Source organism: Kitasatospora sp. NPDC059408 (assembly GCF_042751525.1).
Classification (GTDB): Bacteria; Actinomycetota; Actinomycetes; order Streptomycetales; family Streptomycetaceae; genus Kitasatospora.
Map to the genome: position 1 here is coordinate 91614 of NZ_JBHYWI010000025.1, position 25598 is coordinate 117211.

General features: G+C 75.0%; 25 protein-coding genes. 18 read left to right on the forward strand and 7 right to left on the reverse strand.

All coding sequences use genetic code 11. The features are described from left to right. Positions 1 to 12 precede the first annotated feature (12 nt). The 11 genes from ACFXDE_RS18820 to ACFXDE_RS18870 all read left to right on the forward strand — a co-directional run bounded on the left by ACFXDE_RS18820 (position 13) and on the right by ACFXDE_RS18870 (position 10294). Positions 13 to 306 carry a phosphopantetheine-binding protein gene (locus ACFXDE_RS18820; protein ID WP_380439866.1) on the forward strand — a complete coding sequence of 98 codons (294 nt, stop codon included), beginning with the start codon at positions 13 to 15 and terminating at the stop codon, positions 304 to 306. After that, positions 303 to 563, forward strand: a complete 261-nt coding sequence (locus tag ACFXDE_RS18825) for an acyl carrier protein (protein ID WP_380495589.1) — start codon at positions 303 to 305, stop codon at positions 561 to 563. The genes ACFXDE_RS18820 and ACFXDE_RS18825 overlap by 4 nt, the downstream gene beginning before the upstream one ends. Further along, entirely contained in the window at positions 560 to 1678 is a 1119-nt protein-coding gene (locus ACFXDE_RS18830) for a beta-ketoacyl synthase N-terminal-like domain-containing protein (RefSeq protein WP_380495591.1), read from the forward strand. The genes ACFXDE_RS18825 and ACFXDE_RS18830 overlap by 4 nt, the downstream gene beginning before the upstream one ends. A 218-nt stretch (positions 1679 to 1896) precedes the next feature. Continuing rightward, entirely contained in the window at positions 1897 to 2409 is a 513-nt protein-coding gene (locus ACFXDE_RS18835) for a hypothetical protein (protein WP_380495593.1), read from the forward strand. Positions 2410 to 2634: 225 nt separating this feature from the next. Beyond that, positions 2635 to 4287: a class I adenylate-forming enzyme family protein gene (locus ACFXDE_RS18840; protein ID WP_380495595.1), complete on the forward strand. Its 1653-nt coding sequence runs from the start codon at positions 2635 to 2637 to the stop codon at positions 4285 to 4287. Next, positions 4284 to 5528 carry a beta-ketoacyl-[acyl-carrier-protein] synthase family protein gene (locus tag ACFXDE_RS18845; RefSeq protein ID WP_380495597.1) on the forward strand — a complete coding sequence of 415 codons (1245 nt, stop codon included), beginning with the start codon at positions 4284 to 4286 and terminating at the stop codon, positions 5526 to 5528. The genes ACFXDE_RS18840 and ACFXDE_RS18845 overlap by 4 nt, the downstream gene beginning before the upstream one ends. A gap of 54 nt (positions 5529 to 5582) precedes the next feature. Beyond that, on the forward strand, positions 5583 to 6563 hold the full coding sequence (hppD, locus tag ACFXDE_RS18850) for a 4-hydroxyphenylpyruvate dioxygenase (RefSeq protein ID WP_380495599.1): 981 nt from the start codon (positions 5583 to 5585) through the stop codon (positions 6561 to 6563). 49 nt (positions 6564 to 6612) lie between these two features. After that, the gene (locus ACFXDE_RS18855; protein ID WP_380495600.1) at positions 6613 to 7524 is read left to right on the forward strand and encodes a phytanoyl-CoA dioxygenase family protein; all 912 of its coding nucleotides are present in this window, start codon (positions 6613 to 6615) and stop codon (positions 7522 to 7524) included. Further along, positions 7521 to 8519, forward strand: coding sequence for a thiamine pyrophosphate-dependent dehydrogenase E1 component subunit alpha (locus ACFXDE_RS18860; RefSeq protein WP_380495602.1), 999 nt, complete (start codon positions 7521 to 7523; stop codon positions 8517 to 8519). Before ACFXDE_RS18855 ends, ACFXDE_RS18860 begins: the two co-directional genes overlap by 4 nt. Beyond that, on the forward strand, positions 8516 to 9478 hold the full coding sequence (locus tag ACFXDE_RS18865) for an alpha-ketoacid dehydrogenase subunit beta (protein ID WP_380495604.1): 963 nt from the start codon (positions 8516 to 8518) through the stop codon (positions 9476 to 9478). The genes ACFXDE_RS18860 and ACFXDE_RS18865 overlap by 4 nt, the downstream gene beginning before the upstream one ends. 30 nt (positions 9479 to 9508) lie before the next feature. Beyond that, entirely contained in the window at positions 9509 to 10294 is a 786-nt protein-coding gene (locus ACFXDE_RS18870) for a DUF3050 domain-containing protein (protein WP_380439886.1), read from the forward strand. 18 nt (positions 10295 to 10312) lie between these two features. Here the strand turns inward: ACFXDE_RS18870 and ACFXDE_RS18875 are convergent, their stop codons facing one another. Next, complete coding sequence (locus ACFXDE_RS18875; RefSeq protein WP_380495607.1) at positions 10313 to 11665, reverse strand: acyltransferase; 1353 nt, start codon at positions 11663 to 11665, stop codon at positions 10313 to 10315. Positions 11666 to 11798: 133 nt separating this feature from the next. Here ACFXDE_RS18875 and ACFXDE_RS18880 point away from each other — a divergent pair, with 133 nt between their 5' ends. The 4 genes from ACFXDE_RS18880 to ACFXDE_RS18895 all read left to right on the forward strand — a co-directional run bounded on the left by ACFXDE_RS18880 (position 11799) and on the right by ACFXDE_RS18895 (position 16325). After that, positions 11799 to 14171, forward strand: a complete 2373-nt coding sequence (locus ACFXDE_RS18880; protein ID WP_380495609.1) for an FHA domain-containing protein — start codon at positions 11799 to 11801, stop codon at positions 14169 to 14171. Between the two features lie 140 nt (positions 14172 to 14311). Continuing rightward, positions 14312 to 14890 (forward strand): hypothetical protein, encoded by a 579-nt coding sequence (locus ACFXDE_RS18885; protein WP_380495611.1) that lies wholly within the window; start codon positions 14312 to 14314, stop codon positions 14888 to 14890. A gap of 41 nt (positions 14891 to 14931) precedes the next feature. Continuing rightward, complete coding sequence (locus ACFXDE_RS18890) at positions 14932 to 15954, forward strand: serine/threonine-protein kinase (RefSeq protein WP_380495613.1); 1023 nt, start codon at positions 14932 to 14934, stop codon at positions 15952 to 15954. Continuing rightward, positions 15951 to 16325 (forward strand): DUF1304 domain-containing protein, encoded by a 375-nt coding sequence (locus ACFXDE_RS18895; protein ID WP_380495615.1) that lies wholly within the window; start codon positions 15951 to 15953, stop codon positions 16323 to 16325. Before ACFXDE_RS18890 ends, ACFXDE_RS18895 begins: the two co-directional genes overlap by 4 nt. A gap of 34 nt (positions 16326 to 16359) precedes the next feature. On the opposite strand, the gene ACFXDE_RS18900 is transcribed toward ACFXDE_RS18895, so the two are convergent. Further along, positions 16360 to 17700: a streptophobe family protein gene (locus tag ACFXDE_RS18900; RefSeq protein ID WP_380495617.1), complete on the reverse strand. Its 1341-nt coding sequence runs from the start codon at positions 17698 to 17700 to the stop codon at positions 16360 to 16362. Between the two features lie 281 nt (positions 17701 to 17981). On the opposite strand from ACFXDE_RS18900, the gene ACFXDE_RS18905 reads away from it, so the two are divergent. After that, entirely contained in the window at positions 17982 to 19568 is a 1587-nt protein-coding gene (locus ACFXDE_RS18905) for a DUF6777 domain-containing protein (RefSeq protein ID WP_380495619.1), read from the forward strand. 57 nt (positions 19569 to 19625) lie between these two features. On the opposite strand, the gene ACFXDE_RS18910 is transcribed toward ACFXDE_RS18905, so the two are convergent. The 3 genes from ACFXDE_RS18910 to ACFXDE_RS18920 all read right to left on the reverse strand — a co-directional run bounded on the left by ACFXDE_RS18910 (position 19626) and on the right by ACFXDE_RS18920 (position 22456). Further along, a complete protein-coding gene (locus ACFXDE_RS18910; RefSeq protein WP_380495640.1) occupies positions 19626 to 20069 on the reverse strand; it encodes a winged helix-turn-helix transcriptional regulator in 444 nt (147 codons plus the stop codon). Positions 20070 to 20256: 187 nt separating this feature from the next. Beyond that, positions 20257 to 21849 (reverse strand): LCP family protein, encoded by a 1593-nt coding sequence (locus ACFXDE_RS18915; RefSeq protein ID WP_380439900.1) that lies wholly within the window; start codon positions 21847 to 21849, stop codon positions 20257 to 20259. Continuing rightward, a complete protein-coding gene (locus ACFXDE_RS18920; RefSeq protein ID WP_380495622.1) occupies positions 21842 to 22456 on the reverse strand; it encodes a DUF6542 domain-containing protein in 615 nt (204 codons plus the stop codon). The genes ACFXDE_RS18915 and ACFXDE_RS18920 overlap by 8 nt, the downstream gene beginning before the upstream one ends. Before the next feature lie 270 nt (positions 22457 to 22726). On the opposite strand from ACFXDE_RS18920, the gene ACFXDE_RS18925 reads away from it, so the two are divergent. Together ACFXDE_RS18925 and ACFXDE_RS18930 are read left to right on the forward strand one after the other, a co-directional pair. Beyond that, positions 22727 to 22933: an antitoxin gene (locus ACFXDE_RS18925; protein ID WP_380495625.1), complete on the forward strand. Its 207-nt coding sequence runs from the start codon at positions 22727 to 22729 to the stop codon at positions 22931 to 22933. A 148-nt stretch (positions 22934 to 23081) separates the two neighbouring features. Then, the gene (locus tag ACFXDE_RS18930; RefSeq protein ID WP_380495642.1) at positions 23082 to 23690 is read left to right on the forward strand and encodes a lytic transglycosylase domain-containing protein; all 609 of its coding nucleotides are present in this window, start codon (positions 23082 to 23084) and stop codon (positions 23688 to 23690) included. Positions 23691 to 23736: 46 nt separating this feature from the next. On the opposite strand, the gene galE is transcribed toward ACFXDE_RS18930, so the two are convergent. Together galE and ACFXDE_RS18940 are read right to left on the reverse strand one after the other, a co-directional pair. Further along, the gene (gene galE, locus ACFXDE_RS18935; protein ID WP_380495628.1) at positions 23737 to 24759 is read right to left on the reverse strand and encodes a UDP-glucose 4-epimerase GalE; all 1023 of its coding nucleotides are present in this window, start codon (positions 24757 to 24759) and stop codon (positions 23737 to 23739) included. A gap of 107 nt (positions 24760 to 24866) precedes the next feature. Next, positions 24867 to 25514: a hypothetical protein gene (locus ACFXDE_RS18940; RefSeq protein WP_380495630.1), complete on the reverse strand. Its 648-nt coding sequence runs from the start codon at positions 25512 to 25514 to the stop codon at positions 24867 to 24869. Positions 25515 to 25598 lie beyond the last annotated feature (84 nt).

The window sequence follows — 25598 nt, forward strand, 5'->3', positions numbered from 1 at the left end:
TAGGAGCCCTCCATGCAGGACCGCATCCGCGACTTCGTCCTCTCCGCCCTCGCCCAGATGCAGTACGACGTCTCCGGGGTCACCGGCGACACCGACCTCGGCCCGGCCGGGCTGGACCTCGAATCGCTCGCGCTGGCCGACCTGTCGGTCCAGGTCGAGGACGAGTTCGGGGTCAAGTTCGACCTCGACGAGATGGAGACCACCGCGATGATGACGCTCGACGAATTCACCGCCGACGTCGTCCGGCGCATCGCGGCCGCCGGGGCCCAGGACCCGGCCGGCGCGGCCGCCGGCAGCGCCGCGTGACGCGCGCCGGCCTGCCGGACCGCGCCGAGGTCGTGGACATGCTGGCGGCGTTCGGGCAGCGCGCCGCCGACACCGTGCCCGACGAGCTCGGATCGCTGGAACTCACCTGGCTGATCGCCGAGTTCGAGCAGCGCTACGGCATCGAGGTCGACCTCGACGACGAGCGCTTCGCCGCCGTGCGGACCGTCGACGACGCCACCGGACTGCTGCGCGAGGCCCTCCTGGCGAGCACCTCCCCCGGAGCCGCGCAGCCATGACCGCCGTCCTCCCGGCCGCCGCCCGTCCGGTGGTCAGCGGCGTCGGCGTGCTCAGCGCGGCCGGGCGCGGCCTCGGCGAACTCACCGAGGCCACCGCCCACGGCAAGGCCGCCTTCGGTACCGTCACCCGCTTCGACGTGAGCGCGTGCCGCACCACCCGGGCCGCCCTGCTGCCCGCGCCGGTGCCGCTCGCCGACGCGGTGCTGGACGCGGTCGGCCAGGCCTGCCGCCAGGCCGGGCTCGGCGCCGCCGACGGCGCGGCGACGCCCGTCCTGCTCGCACTGCACGGAGACCTGCGCACCCGTGCGACGGCCGACGCCGTCGCGGCCGGACTCGCCAGCGCCTGGGGACTCCACGGCGTCACCCGCGTCTACACGGGTGCCTGCGTGGCGGCGGCGACCGCCGTCGCCGACGCAGCCTCGCTGGTCGCCGCCGGGCGGCACGAGCGGGTGCTGGTGGCCGCCGGGCACCTCGTCGAACCGGGCGTGTTCGCGGTCTTCGACGCGGGCCGCGCCCTCGCCCGCGACGGCGAGCTGCGCCCGTTCAGCACCGGCCGGACCGGCACGCTGCTGGGCGACGCGGCGGCCGCCGTCCTGGTCGAGGCCGCCCCGGCCGCCGAGCGGCGCGGCGCCACCGCGCTCGCCCGGCTGGCCGGCTGGGGCCGCACCGGGGACGCCCACCACGTGTGCCGCCCGGAGCCCGACGGCGCCGGCGTGGCCCGCGCCATCGGGGCCGCGCTCGCCCGCGCGGGCGCCGGGCCGGCCGACGTCGGCTACGTCAACGCCAACGGCACCGGCTCCACGCTGGCCGACCGGGCCGAGGCCCTGGCGCTGCACCGCGTGTTCGGCGCGCACACCGCCCGCCTGCCGGTCAGCTCCAGCAAGTCCGTCCACGGCCACGCCCTGGAGGCGTCCGCGCTGCTCGAACTCGCCGTCACCATCGGCGCGTTGCGCAGCGGACGGCTCCCGGTGAACGCCGGCTGGCTCGGCCCGGACCCGGACGTCGGCCTCGACCTCGTCCTGGACGGACCGCGCGCCGCCGCACCGCGCTACGCCCTCAGCCTCAACTCCGCCTTCGGGGGCGCCAACACCGCCCTCCTCGTGGCCCGCGCATGAGCGGCGACCGTCAACCGGTCGGTGCGCAGGCAGGCTTCGGGCCGACCCCTCCGAACACCCGGCCGGGTCCGGAGCGCCGGGCACCCCGCCCCGGCTCCACCCGCGACGCGCCCGTCGCACAGCCCCGCCCGACAAACTCCCGCCCACCCCGGCGCCGCCCGGCTCCACACCGCCGGCCGTCCCCGGTTCCCTCCGCCCACACCAGGACCGCCCCGCCCATGCTCCTGCCGCCGCCCCTGCGCATCCTCGCCGAGGCCCACTGGCCCGATCCCGACCGGGCGGACGACCCCTTGCCGCCCCTGCCCGGCTTCGCCGCCTCCACCTTCAACCCGCTCGTCGCCCACACCGCCGAACGCTGCCTGCGCGCCCACCACGGAGACGCACCCGCGCCCGGGCGCACGGCGCTGCTGCTCGCCAGCGCGAGCGGCGACCGCGCCACCGCGCGGGCCATCGACGAGGGCGCCGCACCCGGCCGCCGGACGGCCCCGCTGCTGTTCTTCCAGTCCAACCCCAACGCCGTCCTCGGGCACATCGCCGCCCGCTGGGGCCTGACCGGCCCCGTAGTCGCGATCAGCCCGGCCGAGCCCGCCGCACCCGGCACCGTCCCCGCGGACGCGCTCGACCTGGCCGCCCTGCTCCTCACCGACGGCGACGCCGACCGGGTCCTCGTCCTCGCCGCCGAACAGGAGGAGGACGGCGACCGGGCCGTCGCCCTCCTCGTCGCAAGCTGAACCGACCTGCCGCCGGCCGCCGTTGCCGGCCACGCCGGGCACACCTGCGCCCCCGCCTCCGTCGCCCGGGCCCACACACCCGGGCACAGCCGCCCGAACCCGCACACACACCCGGGTCAGGACACCCGGGACAGCCGCCGTCGCCGCGCGCGCTCGCGGCCTGAGCGCCCAGCCCCAAGCCCACCGCCGGGGCCAACCCCGGCACCGAGGGAGGGATCCGCCCCCGTGACCACCCCCCGCACGACCGCACGCACCACGCCTGCCACGACGAGCCGCGTCCGCGGCCTCCTCGCCGACGACCCGGACGTCGGCGCCGGCTCCGTACTGACCAGCCGCCTCGCGCTCGGCCTCGGCCTGGACGACCCGCTCCTCACCTTCGACACGCGGGTCGACGAGCACCCCGCCTGGCACGCCCTCAGCCTGCGCGAGCTCGACCGCGCCGTCCGCGCCCGCGCCGCCGCCCTGCACGGCCTCGGCATCGGGCGGCGCGACCCCGTCGTCGTCTACGCGAGCGACGCCGCCGACCACGTGCTCGCCTTCCTCGCGCTGGCCCGCCTCGGCGCGATCCCCGCCCTGCTCAACCCGCACCTGGACGGCGAGCGGGCCGCCCGCTACACCGCCCGCCTCGGCGCCGCCGGCGTCCTCGCCGACCCGGCCCACCTGGCCGCGCTGGCCGGCCACGAGCCCGGCGCCCGGCTGCTCCCGGAGATCGCCACCCTCGGCGCCGGCGACCCGGACGCCGCACCGGAGCCCTACCGGCACTGGTCCGACGACCCGGTCGCGATCACCCACTCCTCGGGCACGACCGGGATGCCGAAGGCCGTCGTCCACTCGCACGCGAGCCTGTACGCGGCGATCCGCCACCGGCTGCGGCTGCCGCGCCCGCAGGGGCAGGACCGGATGCTCAGCGCGCTGCCCGCGCCGCACGCGGCGACCCTGATCGCGGTCAACCTCGCCCTCAGCTCGCATACTCAACTCGCGCTGCTGTCAGGCCAGTCCGGCGCTGGTGTGCTGGACGCGATCGAGCGCTGGCAGCCGTCCGGCGTGGTCGGCTTCGCCGCCACCTGGGCCGACCTCGCCCGCCACGACCTGGCGGCGCGCGACCTCGCGTCCGTCGCCCTGTGGTGGAACACCGGCGACTGCGCCCACGAGACGCACATCCGCCGTCTGATCGCCACCGGCAGCCGGGAGACCGTCACCCGCGCCGGCCGCACCCGCGAACCCGGCTCGCTGTTCGTCGACGGGCTCGGCTCCACCGAGATGGGCCACTCGCACTTCTTCATCACCCACGGGCCCGGCACCGACCGCTACGGGCGCTGCGTCGGGCGCCCGCACGCCTTCGTCGACTGCGCCGTCGTCGGCCCGGACGGCGAACCGCTCGGCCCCGGCGAGATCGGCGAACTCGCCACCGCCTCGCCGACCCTGGCACTCGGCTACTGGAACGACTCGGCGACCACCTTCCGCACCAGGATCCGCGGCCGCTTCCTCACCGGCGACCTCGTGTACCGGGACGAGGAGGGCTACTACTACCACGTCGACCGGGCCGTCGACTCCGTCGAACTCGGCGACGGCTCACGGCTGTTCACCGCGATGTCGGAGGAACGTGTGCTGGCCGCGTGCCCGGACGTGACGGACTGCACGGTCGTCGCCGTCCGGGACGGCGAGCGCGTCGTCACCGACGTGCTGCTCCTCCTCTCCGACGGCGCCGACCCGGCCGCCGACCGGACGAAGGACGTCGTCGCCGCCCTGGACGAGGCCGCCGCGGCGACCGTCCGCCGGGTGCTCGTGGTCCGCGCCGACGACCTCCCGCTCGGCCCGACCGGCAAGGTCCGCAAGGTCCTGCTGCGGGAGCGCCACCTGGCGGAGGTGCGGGCATGAGCGTTGTCGTCACCGGCCTCGGGCTCGTCTCGCCGCTCGGCCGCAAGCCCGCCGACGTCTTCGACGCCCTCGCGGCGGGCCGCTCGGGCCTGAGCGCCGTGCCCGAGGGACATCCCGCCCACGGCTGGCTGCCGGTCGCCGGGATCGCGCCGCCGGTGGACGGCCGCGAGGTGCTGCCGCCCACCGAGACCCGCTGCGTGGACAGATTCGTGCTGCTCGCCCTGGCCGCCGCGGACGACGCGCTCGCCGACGCGGGCCTGGTCGTCGGGCGGGACGTGGACCCGCACCGGACGGCCGTCGTGCTGGCCACCGGCGGGGGCGGACTCGAAACCTTCGAGCAGCAGTCGCACCGCCGCCTGGAGCGCGGGCGCCCGGGCGTCAGCCCGTACCTGCTGCCGGGCATGCTCTCCAACATGGCGACCGCCCGCATCGCCATCAAGCACGGGATCCGCGGCTACAGCTCGGCCGTCGTGACGGCCTGCGCGGCGGGTGCCCAGGCGGTCGCCGAGGGCCTGCGGCTGATCCGGGCCGGGGACGCGGACGTGGTGGTGTGCGGCGGGACGGAGTCCTCGCTGCACCCGACGATCGCCGCCGCCTTCACCAACGCCCGTGCACTGGCTAAGAGTTGGGACGATCCGGAGGAGGCGAGCCGGCCGTTCGACGCCCGCCGCAACGGCTTCGTGCTCGGCGAGGGCAGCGCCGTCCTCGTCCTGGAGCGCGCCGGGCACGCCGACGCTCGCGGCGCCGCCGGGTACGCGGACGTCCTCGGCTGGGGCGCCTCCACCGACGCCCACCACCCGACCATGCCCCGCCCCGACGGCGCGGGCGCCGCCGACGCGATGCGCGCCGCGCTGGCCAACGCGGGCCTCGCGCCCGGCGACATCGACTACGTGAACGCGCACGGCACCGGCACCAGGCTCGGCGACGCCGCCGAGACCGCCGCACTGCGCGCCGTGTTCGGGCCGCAGCCGCCGGCGGTCTCCTCCACCAAGGGAGCGACCGGGCATCTCCTGGGCGCCGCAGGCGCGTTGGAGGCCGCGGTGACCGCGCTCACGGTGGCACGGGGGACGCTGCCGCCGACCCGCAACCTGGCCGACCCCGACCCGGCCTGCGACCTCGACCACGTCCGGGGCGCGGCCCGGACCGCGCCGGTGCGCGCGGCGCTGAGCAACGCCTTCGCCTTCGGGGGCCACAACCTCAGCCTGATCCTCGGCCCGGCGTCCACCCGGCGCGCCAAGTAGCCCACGGCCACCGGCCGTTACCCGTTCTTCGTCGCTCCCGAGGGGGAGATCCCGTTGTCCATCCAGACCATCACCCATGTCGAGTTCGCCTGCGCGGACGCCGACAAGACGGCCGCCGGGCTGTGCGCCGACTACGACTTCGCCGCCGACGCCCCGCAGACCTCGCCCGACGGACTGCGCACCGTCCGCGTCCACCAGGGCGACATCCGCATGCACCTCGTTTCGGCGGCCCGACCGGGCCACCCCGTCGCCGAGTTCGTCACCCGCCACGGTGACGGCGTGGCCGTCCTGGCGCTCGGCTGCGAGGACCCGCAGGCCGCCATGGAGCGCGCCGAGCGGCACGGCGCCCGGGTGCTCGACCGCGGCGGCAAACTGGTCGCCGGCTTCGGCGACGTCGCGCTGCGGTTCGTGCCGCTCGGCGCCGGAGCACCCTCTCCCGGCCTGCTGGACGCCCTCGACCACGTCGCGATCTGCGTCCCCGGCGGCCAACTCGCGGACGCCGTAAGGTTCTGCGAGGCGACGCTCGGCCTCCACCGGATCTTCGGCGAGTACATCGAGGTCGGCGAGCAGGCCATGGACTCCAGCGTCGTGCAGAGCGCCTCCGGCGAGGTCACCTTCACGCTGATCGAGCCGGACACCGGCCGGCGCCCCGGCCAGATCGACGAGTTCCTCGCCGCCAACGAGGGCGCCGGCGTCCAGCACCTCGCCTTCCGCACCACCGACATCGCGACCGCCGTCCGCACGATCCGGGCCCGCGGCGTGGAGTTCCTGAGCACCCCGGACGCCTACTTCGACGCCCTCGCCGAGCGGTTCGGCGAGACCGCCATCCCGGTGGGGACGCTGCGCGAACTGCACGTCCTGGTCGACCAGGACCACGGCGGGCAGCTCTTCCAGATCTTCGCCCGCTCCACCCACCCCCGGCGGACGTACTTCCTGGAGCTCATCGAGCGCCAGGGCGCCGGCACCTTCGGCACCGCCAACATCAGGGCCCTGTACGAGGCCGTCGAGCGGCAGAGCTCGGCCGCCGCCCGGTGACCGACCGGCCTCGAAAGGCACGCCCGGCCCACCCTCGAAAGGCACATCAGTGACCACCGCAGAGTTCCACCTCACCGACGCCGAACGAGCGCTGCTGCCCACCCCCGACGACGTCGACCACTACCGGACGTACGGCTGGTACCTGTCCCACAGGCTGTTCAGCGACGCCGAGCTGGACTCCCTCCAGGCCGCCACCGAGCTCTACTACGCGGGCCACCGCGACCGCGAACTCCCCGTCCGTCCGGCCCGGTTGGCCTCCTGGACGCCGGCGGACGGCCCGGTCCAGCGGCACAACGACTACGTCCACTACGAGAGCGACGCGATCGGCGCGGTCCTGCGCAAGCCGCTGGTCGGCGCCGTCGCCGCGCTGCTCGCCGGGGCCGAGGAGATCCGGATCTTCCAGGCCACCCTGATCTACAAGCCGCCGGTGCCCGAGGAGCCCACCAACCGGGTGCCGTGGCACTTCGACAAGCACTACTGGCAGACCTGCACCTCGGAGGAGATGCTCACCGCGTTCATCCCGTTCCACGACTGCGGCGACGAGAACGGCACGATCACCATGATCGACGGCAGTCACCGCTGGCAGGAGCTCGCCTCCGGCGAGGACTCCACCCGGCACTTCGCCGACCGCGACGGCTCCGAGCTGGAGGCCATCCTCGCCGCGAACGCCGCCCACAACGGGCAGCAGGTGCGGAAGGTCCCGATGCCGATCCCGCGCGGCCACATGAGCTTCCACCACTGCCGCACCTACCACGGCAGCGGCCCCAACCTGGCGTCCTTCCCCCGCCGGGCCGTCTCCCTGCACCTCCAGGACGGCGCCAACGCCTACCGCCACCACGAGCGGCCGGACGGCGGCCCGGTGGTCTACAACCACGACGTGCTGGTCCGCCGCACCGCCGACGGCCGGCCCGACTACGCCGACCCGGACTTCTGCCCGGCGATCTGGCAAGGGGCGCTGTGACGGGCACGGCCGCCGCGACGGCGCCGCTCGACACGCCCGCCGAGCGGTACCGGATGCTGCGGCTGATCCGCGGCTTCGAGGAACTCGCGCTCGCCCTCGTGAAGGCCGGCGCGATCCCCGGCGGCATCCACCCGTACATCGGACAGGAGGCCGTCGCGGTCGGCGTCTGCTCCGCGCTCGGCCCCACCGACCGGCTCACCAGCACCCACCGCGGCCACGGCCACGTGCTCGCCCGGGGCGCCGCGCCGCACCGACTGCTCGCCGAACTCGCGGGCCGGGTGGACGGGTTGAACGGCGGCCGGGGCGGCTCGATGCACGCCGCCGACCTGTCGCTCGGCATCCTCGGCGCCAACGGCATCGTCGGCGCGGGCGCGCCGATCGCCGTCGGCGCCGCGTGGGCGGCCCGGCAGGCCGGCGGCGGCCGGGTCGCGGTCGCGTTCTTCGGCGACGGCGCGCTCAACCAGGGCGTGGTGCTGGAGTCGTTCAACCTCGCGGCGATGTGGCGGCTGCCGGTGGTCTTCGTGTGCGAGGACAACGGCTACGCGACCACCCTGCCCGCCGCCGCGGCGGTCGCGGGCAGCGCGACCGGCCGGGCGGCCGCCTTCGGCATCCCCGCCGAGGAGGTCGACGGGATGGACACCGAGGCCGTCCGCGCCGCCGCCCGCCGCGCCGTCGACCGGGCGCGAAGCGGCGGCGGCCCGGCCTTCCTGGAGTGCCGCACCTACCGCTTCGAGGGCCACCACACCATGGAACGCCGGATGAAACCGCGCTACCGCACCCCCGAGGAGGTCGACGCCTGGCGCACCCGCGACCCGCTGCCCCGGGCCGCCGCCCTGCTCGACCCCGCCGCGGTCGCCACGATCGACACGGAAGTCTCACAACTCCTCTCCAGTGCCGAGGATTTCGCGCTGGCATCCGCACACCCCGACCCGGCCGGCGCCGCCGACCACCTGTACGCCGACGGGCTGCGCCCCAGAGCAGGAGCGGTGGCATGACCCGCCTGTCGTACACCAAGGCGCTCAACCGGGCGCTCGCCGACGAGCTCGCCGCGGACCCTGCGGTCTGCGTGTTCGGCGAGGACATCGGCGCCGGCCTGGCCGGCCCCACGCTCGGGCTGCAGGACCGCTTCGGCCCGGAGCGGATCGTCGACACCCCGCTCTCCGAGCAGGCGTTCACCGCGATGGCGATCGGCGCCGCGCTCGAAGGGCGGCGGCCCGTGCTGGAGTTCCAGATCCCCTCGCTGCTGTTCCTGGTCTTCGAGCAACTCGTCAACCAGGCACACAAGTTCTCCCTGATGACCGGCGGCCAGGCGGGCGTGCCGCTGACCTGCGTCGTGCCCGGCTCCGGCTCCCGGGACGGCTGGGCGGGCCAGCACTCCGACCACCCGTACAGCCTCTTCGCGCACGCCGGGGTGAAGACGGTCGTGCCCGCCACCCCGACCGACGCCTACGGGCTGCTGCGCTCGGCCATCCGCGACCCGGACCCGGTCGTCCTGTTCGCACCCGCCGCCGCCCTGCCCGTCCGGGAGACGGTGACGTGGGAGCTCGCGCCGGTCCCGCTCGGCCGGGCCCGGATCCACCGCTCCGGCACCGACGTCACCGTCGTCGCCGTCGGCCACCTCGTCCACGACGCGCTCGCGGTGGCCGAGGAGGTCGCCGGGGAGATCTCCGTCGAGGTCCTCGACCCGCGCACGCTCCATCCGCTCGACTGGCCCGCGCTCGCCGACTCGCTCGAACGCACCGGCCGGCTGGTCGTGTTCGACGACTCCAACCGCAGCTGCGGCTTCGGCGCCGAGGTGCTCGCCACCGCCGCCGAGGAGCTGCGCCTCACCGCCCCGCCGCGCCGGGTCACCCGCCCGGACGGCGCCGTCCTGCCGTTCGCCCCCGCCCTCGACCGCGCCCTCCAGCCGAGCCGCGACCAGCTGCGCCGCGCGCTGTACGCGGTACTCAAGTAGCCCCTCCCCTCTCCCCCGAAAGGACTCCGCATGTCCACCAACCGCTACCACTGGGACCGTTCGCACCCCGGCCTGACCGGCCTCCAGCAGGCCGTCGACCCGCTGCGCCGCGAGGTGGTCGGCCACACCGTCTACGGCGGGCTGACCGGCCTCGGGAGGGTCCGCACGTTCCTGGAGAGCCACGTCTTCGCCGTCTGGGACTTCATGTCGCTGCTCAAGAGCCTCCAGCGCGACCTGACCTGCGTCGACGTCCCGTGGGTGCCGGCCGGCCCGACCGCGAGCCGGCGGCTGATCAACGAGATCGTGCTGGTCGAGGAGAGCGACGAGCTCGGCGAGGGCTACACCAGCCACTTCGAGCTGTACGTCGACGGGATGCGCCGGGCGGGCGCCGACACCGGCCCGGTCGAGGCCTTCCTGGAGCTGCTGGGCGCCGGCACGGCCGTCCCGGAGGCACTGAAGGCGGCCGGGGTGCCGCAGGCCGCCGCCGACTTCACCGGCACCACCTGGTCGATCGTCGAGAACGCGCCCGTGCACTGCCGGGCCGCCGCCTTCGCCTTCGGCCGGGAGGACCTGATCCCGGACATGTTCGCCCAGGTGGTGCGGATCGACGACCCGGACGGTGCGCTCACCGTCTTCAAGGACTACCTCGTGCGGCACATCGAGGTGGACGGCGAGCAGCACACCCCGATGGCCATGCAGATGCTGATCGACCTGTGCGGCGAGGACGACGCGAAGTGGGCGGCGTGCGCCGAGACCGTCCGGCTCGCCCTGCGGGCCAGGGCGCAGCTCTGGACGGCCATCGAGAAGGCTTTCTGACGAAGTTCCGACGGATCGTCAGATCACTCGGGGCACGGCCGCGGCCGGCGGGGGCAGTTCGTCGGCCGGGTCGCGGAAGCGGTGCAGCGCCGCCCGGCCCTCCGCCCCGCGCACGCGGGCGGCGAGCCGGGCGGGCAGCACGACGGTGGCCAGGAGGCCGGTGCCGCGGAAGCCCTCGACCGTCCAGCAGACCCACGGCAGCGGGTAGTTGGCGGCCGGGCTGAAGTACACCGGCCGCTCGCCCTGGAAGCGGACGTCGTACGCGCCGAAGCGGCTCCAGTTGGAGAAGCTGAAGCGGCGGGCCGCCGGGTCGAAGCCGACCGGGACGCAGTCGCCCAGCCGGTCGCGGCCGACGGCCGCCAGGAAGCGCAGGTTGGCCCGCAGGTTGAGGTGCTCGGCCGGGAAGTCGGCCACGGCCGTGCGCAGGGCGGCGGCGAGCGCCGCGGGCCCGTCCTTCGCGGAGTGCATGAGGTGCAGGTCGCTCAGCAGGTTGCCGACGTGGGCGGGCGAGAGGCCGAGCCAGCGGCGGGCGTTGACCGGGACGGTGAGCATTCGCTCGGCTTCGTCGCCGTCCAACTCCCGGACGGTGCACACGACATGGGCGCAGAGGACGTCCCCGGCGGAGAGCCGCCGTCCGGCCGCCGCGCCGAAGTCGGCGCGCATCCGCTCGATCTCGGCGTCCCCGAAGTAGATCTGGACGGTCCGGTTGGCGCGCGGCCCGGCCGCCACCTCGCGGGCCAGGAACGCGGCCTCGGCCGGGTCGGGCAGCCGGAAACCGGGCCGTCCGCAGTCCTCGGCGGGGAGCACCTCGTCGAGCAGCGCGTCCTGGTCGGCGACGAGTTCGGCCTCCGGCAGCGGCTCGCCCTCGACCGCCGCCGACCATGCGCGCATCAGCAGCATGAAGCTCTGCAGGTCCCCTACGGCGTGGTGCCAGGAGCAGCCGAGCACGGTGCCGCCGTCCGCGGTTCGGGTGACCCGGACGGTGAACAGCGGCCCGCCGCCGGTGCGCGCGGCCGGGGCGTCCACCGGGTCGACCAGTTCGGCGCCGGCGGCGGCGACGCGGCCCATCGCCCCGGCGAGCGTGCCGTCCACGGCGTGCACGTCGAAGGGCACGCCGGCGTCGTCGCAGACGGCCTCCAGGGCGCCGCCGGCGGTGGTGCGCAGCCGCCCGGCGAAGACCGGGACCCGGTCGAGGGCGCGGGCGAGGCCGGCGGCGAGCCGCTCGTCGTCGAGCGGCCGGTCGAAGAAGAGCACGACCGAGACGGCGAGGTCGGCCAGCATGGTGTCCATCAGTCCGCAGCGCAGGACGGTGCCGGGCGCGCGGCCCGCTCGCACGATCCGGGAACGGCGCAACTCCGGCCAGGCGTTCATGCGTTCCGTCCCCGGGTGGTCGGCGGATGGCGTGCGGGCACGCCGAACGATAGTGGCGCGCGGATCCAGTGGTCCAGTCCAATCACCGGGCGAGAACGCGCCCCCCGACACCCCCGGCGATACAATGCCGACCATGGGAGAGCGCCTGGCCGCACCCGTGGCACCGCCCCTGATGGTGGTCACCGACACCGACTCGCAGCTGATCGATCCGGGCCGGTCCTACCACGTCGGCCGCGACCCGACGAGCGAGATCGTCCTGGACGACCCCCGCGTCTCGTGGCACCACGCCGTCCTGCACGCCATCGGCGACCACTGGGAGCTGGAGGACGTCGGCAGCACCAACGGCACCTACGACGACGGGCGCCGGATCAGCGCCGAGGACGTCGGTCCCGGCACCCGGGTGCGCTTCGGCAACCCCTCCGACGGCCCGTCCGCGACCTTCGCCGGCCTCCCCCGGCCCGCGCCCGGCGAACGCCCGTCCCTGGTCGCCCCGCAGTCCTCCGGCACCTTCCGCAGCCCCAGCGCCGTGCTGCCGCTGCCCGCCCGGGCCGTGCGGATCGGCCGCTCGCCGGACAACGACCTCGTCCTGGACGACCTCGTGGTCTCCCGCCACCACGCCGAACTGCGCGAACTGCCCAGCGGCGGACACGAGATCGTCGACCTCGACAGCCACAACGGCACCTACCTCAACGGCAGCCCGGTCCGGCGCGCGCCCGTCGGCCCGGCCGACATCATCGGCATCGGCCACTCCGCGCTGTGCCTGTCCGACGGCCACCTCGTCGAGTACACCGACACCGGCGAGATCTCCCTCGACGTGCAGGACCTCGTCGTCCGCGTCGGCCCCGACCACCGGGTGCTGCTCGACCGCGTCGGCTTCCCGCTCCCCGAGAAGGCGCTGCTCGCGGTGGCCGGCCCGAGCGGCGCGGGCAAGTCCACGCTGCTCAACGCCCTCACCGGGCTGCGCCCCGCCGACGAGGGCACCGTCCTGTACGACGGGCGCGACCTCTACCGCGACTACGCCGAACTGCGCCGCCGGATCGGCCTCGTGCCGCAGGACGACATCCTGCACACCCAGCTCACCGTGCGCCGCGCCCTGTCCTACGCCGCCGAGCTGCGCTTCCCCGGCGACACCGACCCGCACGAGCGCGAGGCGCGGGTCACCGAGGTGATCCACGAGCTCGGCCTGGACGAGCGGGCCGACCAGGTCATCGCGAGCCTCTCCGGCGGCCAGCGCAAGCGGGTCAGCGTGGCCCTGGAGCTGCTGACCAAGCCCTCACTGCTCTTCCTCGACGAGCCGACCTCCGGCCTGGACCCGGGGATGGAACGCTCGGTGATGCACATGCTGCGCGGGCTGGCCGACGACGGCCGCACGGTGGTCGTGGTGACGCACAGCGTGCTGAGCCTGAGCGTGTGCGACCGCCTGCTGGTGCTCGCCCCCGGCGGCCGGACGGCCTACTACGGGCCGCCGCAGGAGGCGCTGGCGTTCTTCGGCTTCGACGAGTGGCCGGAGGCGTTCGAGGCGTTCGAGAGCGACGACCGGGGCGTCTGGCAGCAGCGCTTCCGCGCCTCGCCGCAGTACCACCGGTACATCGCCGCCGAGGCCGCCGCGGCCGTCCCCAGGGGACCCGCCGGCCCGGGCTCTCCCGCCATCGGCCGGGAGAAACCCCAGGGCTGGTTCGCCCAGCTCGGCACCCTCGTGCGCCGCTACACGGCGGTGCTCGCCGCCGACCGGCTCTTCCTCACCATCATGGTCGTGCTGCCCTTCGTCATCGGCGGCATGTGCCGGGCGATCGCGGGCACCCGGATCTCCCAGGAGAACGCGATCAACTGCCTGATCACGCTCTGCCTCGGCGCCCTGCTGACCGGGTCCGCGAACTCGGTGCGCGAGCTGGTCAAGGAGCGCGCGATCTACCGGAGGGAACGCGTGGTCGGACTGTCCCGGTCGGCGTACGTTGTCTCGAAGGTCGTGGTCCTCGGCGCGGTCACGGTCGGTCAGGCCGCGCTGCTGACCGTGGTCGGCATCGCCGGGGTGAGGATCGAGCCCAAGCTGCCGCCGGGCGCACCGCCCGCGGTGACCACCGGCGTCGTGATGCCGCAACTGCCCGAACTGATCGTCGCGGTGGCCGTGCTCGCGTTCTCCGCGATGATGCTCGGGCTGCTGGTCTCGGCGCTGGTGGCCCAGGAGGAGGCCACCATGCCGCTGCTCGTGCTCGTCTCGGTGGTCCAGATCGTCTTCACCGGCCTGATGCTCAAGCTGCACGGCGTGCCCGGCCTGGAACAGGCGTCCTGGCTCGTGCCGTCCCGGTGGGGCCTGTCCGCCATGGCCCGCACCGTCGACCTGCGCAACCTGTCCTTCCCGACCGTCCTCACCGCCGACCCGCTCTTCCGCCACGAGCGCCGCGGCTGGCTCCTCGGCATGGCCGCGCTGGCCGCGCTCTCGGTGGCGTACGGCCTGCTCGTCCTGGCCCTGCTGCGCCGCCACGAGCCCGCCGTCATGCGGAAGTAGCCGGCGCCGCCGCGCCGGGAAGCCCCGGCCCGCCGCCGGTAGAGTGGGAACCGACCTGTGGTGCGAGTGCCGCACGCAGCCCCCGCCCCGGGGCCCGATCCCCGGGCGCCGGCCCGCGCGGCGGAGGAAATGTGCCGCGCATGGACGAGTTCGCGTTCCGCCCCACCCACATCGCCCCGCCCGGCGGGATGGCCACCTGGGCGGCCCCCGACCCGGCCCGGCCGTCGGCCCGGCTGGACGAGCTGCTCCCCGTGCGGCTCGTCGCCCGGCAGGGCGACTGGGCCCGCGTGCTGTGCTCCAACGGCTGGACCGCCTGGGTCGACGCCCGCCTGCTGATCACCCTCCCGGACGCCCCGCCGGTCGCCGGCGGTCCGCCCGCCCGCACCGCCGACCCGCGCCCGGCCCTCGCCGACGCGGCGGCCGCCCTGGAGCGCCACCGGGCGCTGCTGGAGCGGCTGGCGGCCGGCGCCCTGGACCTGGAGTCCTTCCGGGAGCAGACGCGCGGCCTGCGCGTCGGCCTGGTCGTCGACGGCGAGGCGCTGTGGGTGTTCGACCCGGTGCACGACCGCTGGTGCTACTGCGACGGGCTCCAGCTCCAGACGTACGCGGCCACCGACCGGGTCGAGCCGGAGCCCGCCTCCCCCGCCCCCGCAGAACCCGCCTCCCCCGCCCCCGCGGAGCCCGACGACTACGCCCGCACCCGGGCGGCCGAACCGTGATCCCGTCCGGACCGGGCACCGGCCCGCCGCCCGAGAGCCCGATGGGACCCGCCGAGGCCGCCGGCCTGCCCGCCGGGATGGTCGGGCGCGAGGTCGCCGGCTACCGCCTGGAGGGCGAGGTCGGGCGCGGCGGCATGGCCGTCGTCTACCGCGCGAAGGACCTGCGGCTCGGCCGGACCGTCGCCGTCAAGCTCCTGGCCCCCGAACTGGCCCGCAACGAGGTGTTCCGGCAGCGGTTCATGCACGAGTCCGAGGCCGCCGCCGCGATCGACCACCCGCACATCGTGCCGATCTTCGAGGCCGGGGAGCACGAGGGCATCCTGTTCATCGCGATGCGCTACGTCGACGGCGGCGACCTGCGCGCCCTGATGGGCCGCAGCGGGCCCTTCCCGGTCGACCGGGCCGCCCGGCTGGCCCTGCAGATCGCCTCCGCCCTGGACGCCGCGCACGACCACGACCTGGTCCACCGTGACGTCAAGCCCGGCAACGTGCTGGTCGCCGCCGGCACCGACAGCGAGCACCCCGAGCACCTGTACCTCGCCGACTTCGGGCTCACCAAGAAGTCCCTGTCGCTCAGCGGGCTGACCAGCGTCGGCCAGATCGTCGGGACGCTCGACTACGCGGCGCCCGAGCAGATCTCCGGCCGCCCGCTGGACGGGCGCTGCGACCAGTACGGCCTCGGCTGCGTGGTGTTCGAGATGCTGGCCGGCGCGCCGCCGTTCCGCCGCGAGAGCGACCTCGCGCTGCTCTGGGCGCACCTCAACGACCCGCCGCCCCGCGTGCGCGAGCACCGCCCCGACCTGCCCGAGGCCGTCGACGCCGTGGTCGCCCGGGCGCTCGCCAAGGCGCCCGAGGACCGGTACGCGACCTGCCTGCAGTTCGTCGCCGAGCTGCGCGCGGCGGTGGCCTCCGTCGCCGCGCCCGCCGCCTGGACGGGCGGCGGACCGCCGACCCGGGTGGTCCCGGCGGTCGCCGCGGTCTCCTCCGTGCCCGAGCCGCCCGCGTGGGCCGCGCCGGTCGTCCACCCGCCGCCGCGCGGCGGAGAGGAGCGGTACGCCCCATGAACGCCGTCAGCCAGGTCTTCGCCATGCTCGCCGCCGCCGTCCACATCATCGCGTGGCCGCTGGAGAGCTTCCTGTACGGGCACCCGCGCGTGCGCTTCCTGCTCACCGGCAGCACGGCGGACGCCCCGGAGGTGCGGGTGTGGCGCTTCAACGTCGGCTTCTACAACCTGTTCCTCGCGCTGGGCCTGGTCGTGGGGCTGGTCCTGCTGCACACCCGGCACGACACCGCCGGTCGGGCGATGATCACCTACGTCAGCACCTTCATGATCGCCGGCGGGGTCATCCTGTTCGTCTCGGAACCCAAGGTCTGGCGCGGCGCCCTCGCCCAGGCGCTGCCGCCGGTGGTGGTCCTGCTGGCCGAGGCGTTCTGAGGCCCCGATCTGAGGCCCCGACCGGTCACACGCTTCAGCCCTCTTCCGGCACCTCGCCCCGGCGTCCGACGCGCGCCGCGAGCAGCGCGCCGAAAGCACCGGCCAGCAGTCCCCAGCCGGCCGCCAGGGGCACGGCCGTCCACAGGTACGGGTGGAGCGTGAGGCTGCCGTTGCCGAGCCCGGCCAGGGGGCCGCCCGCACTGCCGAGGACGGAGCCCAGGAGGCCGCCGAGCCCGCTGTCGCCCACGCCGACGCCGAGCACGGACAGCCCGTAGTCGGCGTCCACCCGGGTCCACGCCCCGATCAGGGCGACCGCCACGGCCGTGGCCAGCGCCAGCCGGACGGCGTGCTGCCACAGCGGGACGGTCCTCGGCGAGCGGTAGGCCGCGAGGAAGCCGGCCGCGAGCAGCAGGACGGCGGCGATCGGCAGCAGCCACCAGCTGCGCGCGTCCTGGTCGGCGAGGGTGCCGAGGCTCACCGTCGCCTCGTGGCCCTCCGGTGCGCGCAGCACGTCGGCGAGCGGCTTGGGCACCGGCAGGCCGAGGGCCCCGGAGAGCCGGCCGTGCCACTCGGCGCCGAGCCCGACGCCGAACGCCAGCCACCCGAGGTTCGGCAGGGCGAGCAGCACGACGGCCATCGTCTGCCGCCCGTTGCCGTGCGCGAGCGCCGTCACCACGCCCGCCACCACGCCGATCGCGACGTACCCGAGCAGCACCGTCCAGAGCGCGAACGCGGCCGGGCGCACGGCCTGTTGGTAGGGCAGCAGCGCGCGCGGCAGCGGCGCCCGCCGGGACACCGCGAACGTGCCCGCGAGCACCACGAGCAGCCACGCCAGCCCGATCCCGACGGTGGTCGGCCCGTCCGCGTGGAAGCCCACCTCGGGGGTCAGGCCGAGCGCGTTGCCGATGGCCTGCTCGATGCCGCCGCCGAGCGGGACGGTGAAGGTGTGCGAGGCGCCGAGGGTGAGCAGGACCAGGGCGAGCAGCCAGAGCACCACCGTCCGCACGATCCGGCCGAGCAACTCGGTGCCGCCGGTCACCGCGCGGAAGCGCAGTTGACGCAGGAACACCTCGGCCATCACCACCGCGCCGGCCAGCCCGACGGACAGCGGCATCGCGCTGATCCCGGCGTCCACGGCGGCGAACTGACCGGCCCCGCCGTCCAGTTGGACGGACCCGCCGACGGCCAGCGCCACCGTGGCGGCGAGCACCGACGGGAACCCGCCGTCCGGGAGGTCGCTCGCGCCGGCCAGCCAGAGGCCGAGCGCGGCCACCGCCGCCATCGCGGCGAGCCCGGCCACGACGACGGCGAGCGCGTCCAGCCACCCGCGCACGGCGCCGGGCGCTCCGGCGGGGGCGGTCGCGGCCTGCTGCATGTCGCCTCCTGCTGTTCCTGCGGGTGCCGGACGGCTTCCGGTGTGCCGGACGGCTTCCGGCCTGTCGGACGGTCCGGGTGTGCCGGACGACTTCCGGTGCGCCGGACAGTCCCGGCTCTGCCGGACGGCTTCCAGCCTGGCCGAAGCGGCGTCGGCACGCGCGGCGACGGTGCGCGTGCCCGCTGTTGCGACATCCGGGGCACGGGGGGAGAAATGGAACCCAGCGGCAGAAGCGTTCCCCGCCGGCCCTCTGCGCCGGCCGCCTACGAAACGGAGCCGCCATGAGTTCCCAACCCCCTCCCTCCGGCCCGCCCGTCGGCCCCCCGTCCGGCCCGCTCTCGGGCGGCGGCGCGGCCGGCCCGCCCTCCGTCCCGCCACCGCCCTCCGGGCCGCCGGGACAGTCCGGACCGCCCACCGGCGGCCCAGGGCGCGGGCCTCGCCGTCCGTGGTGGCGCTCCGGACGCGGCATCGCGGTGGGCGCGGGGGTGCTGGCGGCGGCCGTGGTGGCCACCGTGCTGGTCGTGAACAACCAGAGCGGCGGCAGCAAGAACGAGATGGTGCCGACCGCCAACGAGGTCGCGCTGCAGGCGCCGGCCGACTCGGGCCCCGACCCGTTCACCCAATCGGTCGAAACCACCCCGGTGAGCGCCCCGGCCCCCGCCCCGGTGACCTCCCCCGCGCAGCAGCCCGGCCACAGCGCCTCGCCGGCCGCCCTCCACAGCGTGCAGGGGACGTCGAGCGGGGTCTACGGCGGGACGATGTCCAAGCCGAGCTGCGACACCGAGCGGCTGATCGCGATGGTCTCGACCGGCGACGTCGGCCGGGCCTGGGCGTCGGCCGCGGGCATCGACCAGGGCGCGATCCCGTCCTACCTGCGCTCGCTCACCTCGGCGTACCTCCGCGTGGACACCCGCGTGACCAACCACAACTACAAGAGCGGCGTGGTGACGGAGTACCAGTCCGCGCTCCAGGCCGGCACCGCCGTCCTGGTGGACGCGCAGGGCGTGCCCCGGGTGCGCTGCTCGTGCGGCAACCCGCTGAAGGCGCCGGTGCTGGTGGCCAACGCCAAGTACATCGGCAGGCCCTGGCAGGGCTTCGAGCCGACCACGCTGATCATCGTCGTGCCGGCGCCGCAGCCGGTGACCGAGATCATCCTGGTCAACATCCAGACGGGCGGCTGGTTCTCCCGTGTGACCGGACGGCTCGAAGTGATCGACCGGCCCGTGGGGCCGCCGAAGGAACCGCTCGTGCCGTGGATCCCGCCGCCCACTCCGTGGAAGCCGGGCACGCCGTCGGGGACGGCCTCGACATCGGCCTCGGGGACCGCGACATCGGGTTCGACGACGTCCGGCTCCACCACCTCCGGGTCCACGACCTCGGGTTCGACGACGTCCGGCTCCACGACGTCCGGCTCGACCACCTCCGGGTCCACGACGTCCGGCTCCACGACGTCCGGCTCGACCACGTCGGGCTCCACGACCTCCGGGTCCACGACCTCCGGCTCGACCACGTCGGGCTCCACGACCTCCGGGTCCACGACCTCCGGCTCGACCACCTCGTCGGGCGGGCCGTCGTCCTCCTCGGGCAGCCCGTCCGAAACGAAGGCGACGGCGACCACCACCTCCCCCGGCACGCCGACGTCGACGGCCACGTGCCGGCCGGCCGGCACACCCGGCACGCTGCCGACGTGCCCGCCCACGGCGACCGCGTCCCTCAAGACGACGTCCGCGGGCACGACATCCGCCGGCACCACGACGTCGACGACTCCCACGCACACACCGACGGTCCACACGCCGACGGCGACGTGCGCGACCACCGCCCCGGCCACGCTGCCGGCCTGCGCAACGACCTCGGCCCCGACCCCCTGATCGCGTGACTCCCCTGCTGCCACCGGCCGTTCGGCCCGCCGGTGGCAGCGGCACGCGTCAGGGCAGCAGCACCCGGGTGTCGTCCGGCCCGAGCACCCGCCCGTCCGCCGCCCGCACCTCCACCGGCGCGACCGGCGCGCCGGACGCCCGCTCGACCAGGCGCGCGCGGGGCTCGTCGGCCCCGAAGAACCACTGGTCGCCCCACTGCCGCAGCGCCGTGACCACCGGGAACAGCGCGCGGCCCTTCTCGGTGAGCAGGTACTCCTGGTACGGGCCGCCGCCGACGGCGGGCGCGAGCTCGAAGACGCCGTTCGCGACGAGGTTGGCGAGGCGCGCCGACAGGACGTTCTTCGCGAGGCCGAGGTTCTTCTGGAACTGCCCGAAGCGCCCCAGCCCGTCGAAGGCGTCGCGGACGATCAGCAGCGTCCAGCCGTCGCCGACGACGTCGAGCGGGCGGGCGACCGGGCAGACCGACTCCTCGTGCGTGGTGCGCTTCGGCACGTCCGCCGCCTCTCCCTCCTCGGTCGTTCCGGTCACTCAGGGTATCGGTTGCCATCGAACCCGGGCGGGCGTTCCGGGGCAGGCCGCGGGACGGCGGTCATGGAATCCGGCCACCGCCCCGCGAACCCGCCGGCCTTCGGAACCCGTGGGCACTCATGACCCGTGGGCACTCATGACCCGTGGGCCCTCAGTCGACGCAGGGGATCCCGCCCGCCTTGACCGCCGGTCCCTGCATCGGGAGGCCGGCCGCCGGGTCGCCCTGATCGCCGGAGGGAGCGGCGGACGGCGCGGCGCTCGGCGTGGCGGCACGGGCGCTGCCCAGCGTGACCACGACGTGCCCCGCGGGCACGCCCGAGGCCGCCGTCGCGGTGACGCCGTAGCGGGCCGCGATCGCCTGGGCGTCGGCCTTGGCGCCGGTGCCGTAGGTGACCGTGGTGGTCTTCGTCTTGACCGCCGCGTCGCCCACCTTGCCCGCCGGGTAGCCGAGTTCGGTGAGCGCCTTGGACTCGTTGGCCGCCGCGCCGGGCCCGGCGGCCGTCACCGCGAGCACGTCCACGGTCGCCTTGTCCTTGGCGGGCGTCGCCGCGGCCGTCGTCGGCGCGGCGCTCGCGGCGGCGGCGTCCCCGGGATCGGGCGCGGCCTGGACGGGCGCCGGGTCGCGGCTGAAGAGCTGCCGGGTGATCTTCTTGATCAGGTCCGGGTTGACGGTGTTGACCTCCTGGCCGCCGACCGTCTTGAACCCGGTGATCGGCAGGGTGTTGAACTCGACGTTGCCGCCGGTGAGGTTGGGCGCCTGCTGGGCGAAGTCGAGGATGTTCCACTCGTTGTCGATGACGACGTCCTTCTTCACCACCCCGAACAGCTTCTGCATCTGGCCGAAGTCGTTGAGGATGCCCTGCTGCTTGAGCTTGTACTCGACCGAGGAGATGAACGCCTGCTGGCGGTGGGTGCGGTCGAGGTCGCCGTTGGTGAGGTGGTGGCGCTGGCGGACGAAGGAGAGCGCCTGGGCGGCGTCCAGCGAGCTGATGCCGGCGGGCAGCTTGAGCCCGGTGCCGCCGCCCTCGTGGCTCGCGGTGCGGGCGATGATCGGGTCGTCGACCGGGTGGTTGAGGCAGACCTGGATCGGCTCGACCGCCTTGGCGATGTCGTAGAAGCCGATCAGGTTGACCTCGGCGAAGTGGTCGATCGGGACGTCCAGGAAGCTCTGCACCGTCTGGATGGTGGCCGAGCGCCCCGCCTCGCGGCTCTGCCGCTCCAGCTCCGCCTTGGAGAGCCCCTTGTTGGCGAGCTTCGCCTCGGCGGCCTCCTTGGCGATCCCGTACGCCTCCTTGATCTTGTGCATCTTGCCGTCCGCGCCGACCGTCTGCACGTAGTCGTCGCGCGGGACGGACAGCGCGGTGACCTTGCCGCCGTTGGCCGGGATGTGCAGGACGATCAGCGCGTTGGTGTTGTACCCGCCGATCTCGCTCGACCCGGCGTGCAGCTCGTCCTCGACGAACTGCTTCGGCAGGTCGTTGCCGTCCATGTCCTTGCGGCTGTCGAGGCCGATCAGCAGCAGGTTCACCGACTTGTCGAGGTGCGGCGGGGCGTTCTTCTTGGCCTCGCCGAGCGCGCCGGACTTGGTCATGCCGTCGTCGAGGCTGCGGTACTCGTACCACGTGAAGCCGCTCGCCCCGAGCACGGCCACCGAGACGGCGCAGGCGATGGTGCGGGCCGCGACCGCCAGCGGCGCCGGTCCGCTGCGCGCGGCCCGCCCGCGCGGGGTCCTGCGGTCAGCCACGTCGACTCCTCCGGTTGCCGTCGGATGTCCCGCCGCCACCGGCCCTGGCCTCCGGCTGCCGGCCCTCCGGCCGCCGCCGGTCGACGACGGCCTTGGCCACGATCACCACGAGCGCCGCCACCACCGCCGCCGCCATCACCGGGAACGCCCCGACGACCCAGCGCAGCGCGCCCGTGCCGAGCTGCTTGGTGTTCTGGTACTGGTCACCGTTGAACACGTACTCCGTGGCGGAGGCCGTGACCAGCACCACGAGCGGCGCGCCGGTCACCACCCACCAGCGGCCCGCCGGGCTGCACAGCAGCGCGGCGAGCCCGGTGCCGAGGACGGCGGCGACGGCGAAGAGGACGCCGACGCCCGGGCCGCCCAGCTCGTCCGCCACGGCGCCCGCCAGCGGCAGGCCGATCGCCAGTACGACCGCCACGAGGCTCCCGCGCTTCTGCGCCTGCTGCTTGCGCCGCGCGGCGGCGTTCGCGCGCTGGCCCCGCGAGCCGGCCGCCGGGGCCGGCTCGCCGGCGCCCGCCGAACGCGACCGCTGCGCGGGGACTGCGGCGTCGTCGGGGCGCGGCCCGGCCTCCTGGTACGGCGTTCTCGCCCGCTGCCCGGCCATGCGCACTTCCCTCGATCGTTTCGGCTGCCGCGGCGCGAGCGCGCCGCTCTGCGTGCCGGGACGCGGAGCGTCCAGGCAGCGGTTCCCGCTTCTACAGCGCTGTAGAAGCGGGACTGGAGCATACAAACCCATTTCAGCAAAGTCACCCGCCGTGCTCCGCACCGGCGGACCACCGGGTGGCCGTCGCTAGGATGGTCATGATCCGAACGATCATGCCCCCCGCCACGTCGGCACATCAACAGGAACGCATCAGAGGAGCAGAGCGTCACCATGTTTGAGAGTCTGAAGAACCTCGCGGACAAGGCCACCGACCTCGCCCGCGAGCACAGCGACGTGATCGGGCAGGGTCTGGACAAGGTCGGCGACGCCATCGACGACCGGACGGACGGCAAGTACAGCGGCCACATCGACACCGGCGTCGAGAAGGCCAAGGACTTCCTCCGCAACCTCGACGGCGAGCGGAAGCCGGGCGAGTAGCACCTGCCGGACGCACGTCCACCAGTACGGACATCGAACGGAATTCCGGACGGACGGGGAGGGGCCGGCAACGGTGAGCGAAGAACAGGGCGGACCGCGCTGGGGACGCTGGATCGCCGTCGGACTCGTGGTCGCCGTCGGCTGGGGCATGATCCGCGGCGGCGACCACCCCGGTGCACCGTCCGCCTCACCCTCCGCCCCCTCGGTCTCCTCCTCGTCCGCCGAGTCCTCGTCGTCCGCCCCTTCCTCGCCCCCCGCGCCGTCCTCCTTGCGGGACTACGACCCCGCCGACTACGCGAAGCCCGTCCGCGAGTACGCGGCCCAGGCGGGCGTGAACCCGCAGCTCGTGATGGCGATCCTCTACAACGAGTCCTACAAGCCGCACGACCCCGACCTCGAACGCGCCTGGCAGCGCAGCAAGCCCGACGCCTCCTTCGGCATCGCCAACATGCACCGCGCCGCGTTCGACGACACCAAGAAGGGCCGCGACTTCGCCTCCCGCCGCTGGGAGGAGCTCCCCGACGACCGCAACCTGGCCGTCCAGGCCGAGTCCTGGCACCTGCGCGACCTCGCCGACCAGCTCCCCGCCAAACCCGCCGGCCCCTACACCCGCGACGAACTCCTCGCCCTCGGCTACAACACCGGCTCCTCCAACATGCTCGCCTTCGCCCGCGGCGCCAAACCGGGCTCGCAGGCGCAGTCCTACCTCGACCGCCTCCACGACAACTGGCAGAAGTCCGCGGACGCGGTGAAGTGACCCGGCGGGCCCGGGCGGCCGGACCCGGGCCGTCAGGTCCCGGCCGTCAGGGGGTCGTGGTGCTCAGCCGGGTGGTCCACTTGGAGCGCCAGGCCAGGGCGTCGGTGACGGCTTCGGTGATGGTGCGGCGCGGGGTCCAGCCGAGGAGGGATGCGGCCGTGTCGATGGCGGCGTAGCAGCCGATGACGTCGCCGGGGCGGGGGCCGGCCTCGCGGACGTCGAGGCGGGCGCCGACGGCGGTCTCGAAGGCGGCGACCAGTTCGCGGACGGTGGTGCCCTCGCCGGTGCCGACGTTGACGACGCGGTAGCGCTCGGCGGCGCCCGGGGCGATCACCTCGTCGAAGCGCAGGAGGGCCGCCACGTGGGCGTCGGCGACGTCCTGGACGTGGATGTAGTCGCGGATGCCGGAGCCGTCGCGGGTCGCCCAGTCGGTGCCGGTGACGGTGAACGGGGTGCCGGCGCCGTGGGCCTCGATCAGCTTGCCGAGGGCGTGCGAGGGGTGGAGGTCCTGGAGGCCGGTGCGCAGCTGCGGGTCGGCGCCGATCGGGTTGAAGTACCGCAGGGTGATGACGCGCTGGTCCTCGGCGTCCTCGCCGCGGGTCCAGTCCTGGAGGATGCGCTCCATCATCTGCTTGGTGCGCGCGTACGGGCTCTGGGCGTCGACGGCGCAGGTCTCGTCGACGCGGCCGTCCGGGGTGGGCGCGTAGATGGAGGCCGAGCTGCTGAAGACGACGCGGGTGCAGTGGTGGCGCTGGAGGGAGTCGAGGAGTTCGACGGTCTTGGCGACGTTCTCGCGGTAGTAGTAGAGCGGCTTGGCCACCGATTCCGGGACGACGATCCGGGCCGCGCAGTGCAGGGTGGCGTCGATGTCGGGGTGTTCGGCGAAGACCCGGTCGAGGAGCTCGGAGTCGGCGATGTCGCCCTGGTAGAAGATCCTGTCCTCGACGAATTCGGCCCGGCCCCTGGAGAGGTCGTCCAGCACGACCGGCGTCACTCCCCGGTCGAGCAGCGTGGACGCGACCGTGCTGCCGATGTAACCCGCCCCGCCGGTGATGAGGACCTTCTTCATAGGCCGCGCTCGCTTTCGTCCGTCCGGCCGCCGGGTGGCGGCCGGTCCTGAGACCAGGGACGGCGGCGCGGAGCGGACGGTTCCACCACGTACCGTGGCGGCAAGGGTCAGCGGCGGGCGGCGCGGGCGCGGAGCCAGTAGCCGACGGCGACGAGGACGACGGCCGCGGTGGCGGTGGCGATGGCGGCCCAGGTGGTCGTGTCCGACGTGGTCTCGTGGGCCGGCGGCGCGGCGGCGTTGGCGGCCTCGGGGGCGGCGGCGGACGTGGGGCCGGCGCTGCTGACGACCGGTGAGACGGACGGCGGGACGACCGGTGCGACGGACGGCGGGAGGGACGGCCCGGCCGGGGCGGGGCCGGTCATCGCCGGGGCCGGGTCGGTGATCGCGGCCGCTTCGACGTCGAGTTCGCGCTCGCCGTGCCCGAGCGACGGGAAGGCGCAGTCGACGGTGACCTTCCAGTGCCCGGCGGGCAGCGTCTCGCGCGTGGTGTACGTCCCGGGGCGGCCCGGGACGGGGACGAGCACCCAGGGGCCGGCCGAGCGGCCGTCGCCGGAGGTCGCGGCGAGCGTGCCGGCGAACTCGTCGACGACCGGGTCGCGGTCGTTCTCGAAGGTGGCGACGGTGGTCACGTGGCCGTTCTGCTGGCCGGGGATCTCCAGGTGGACGGTGTCGCCGTGGGCGGAGGCGGGGAGGGCGGCGAGGCCGAGGGCGGTCACGGCGAGCGCGGGGGCGGCGAGGAGCGTTCGGGTGCGCATGGCGGGGGTTCCTCGTGGGGGTGGGGGCGTGCGGGCGGAAACGGGTGCGGGTGCGGCCGCCACCACCGGTGAGGTGGTGACGGC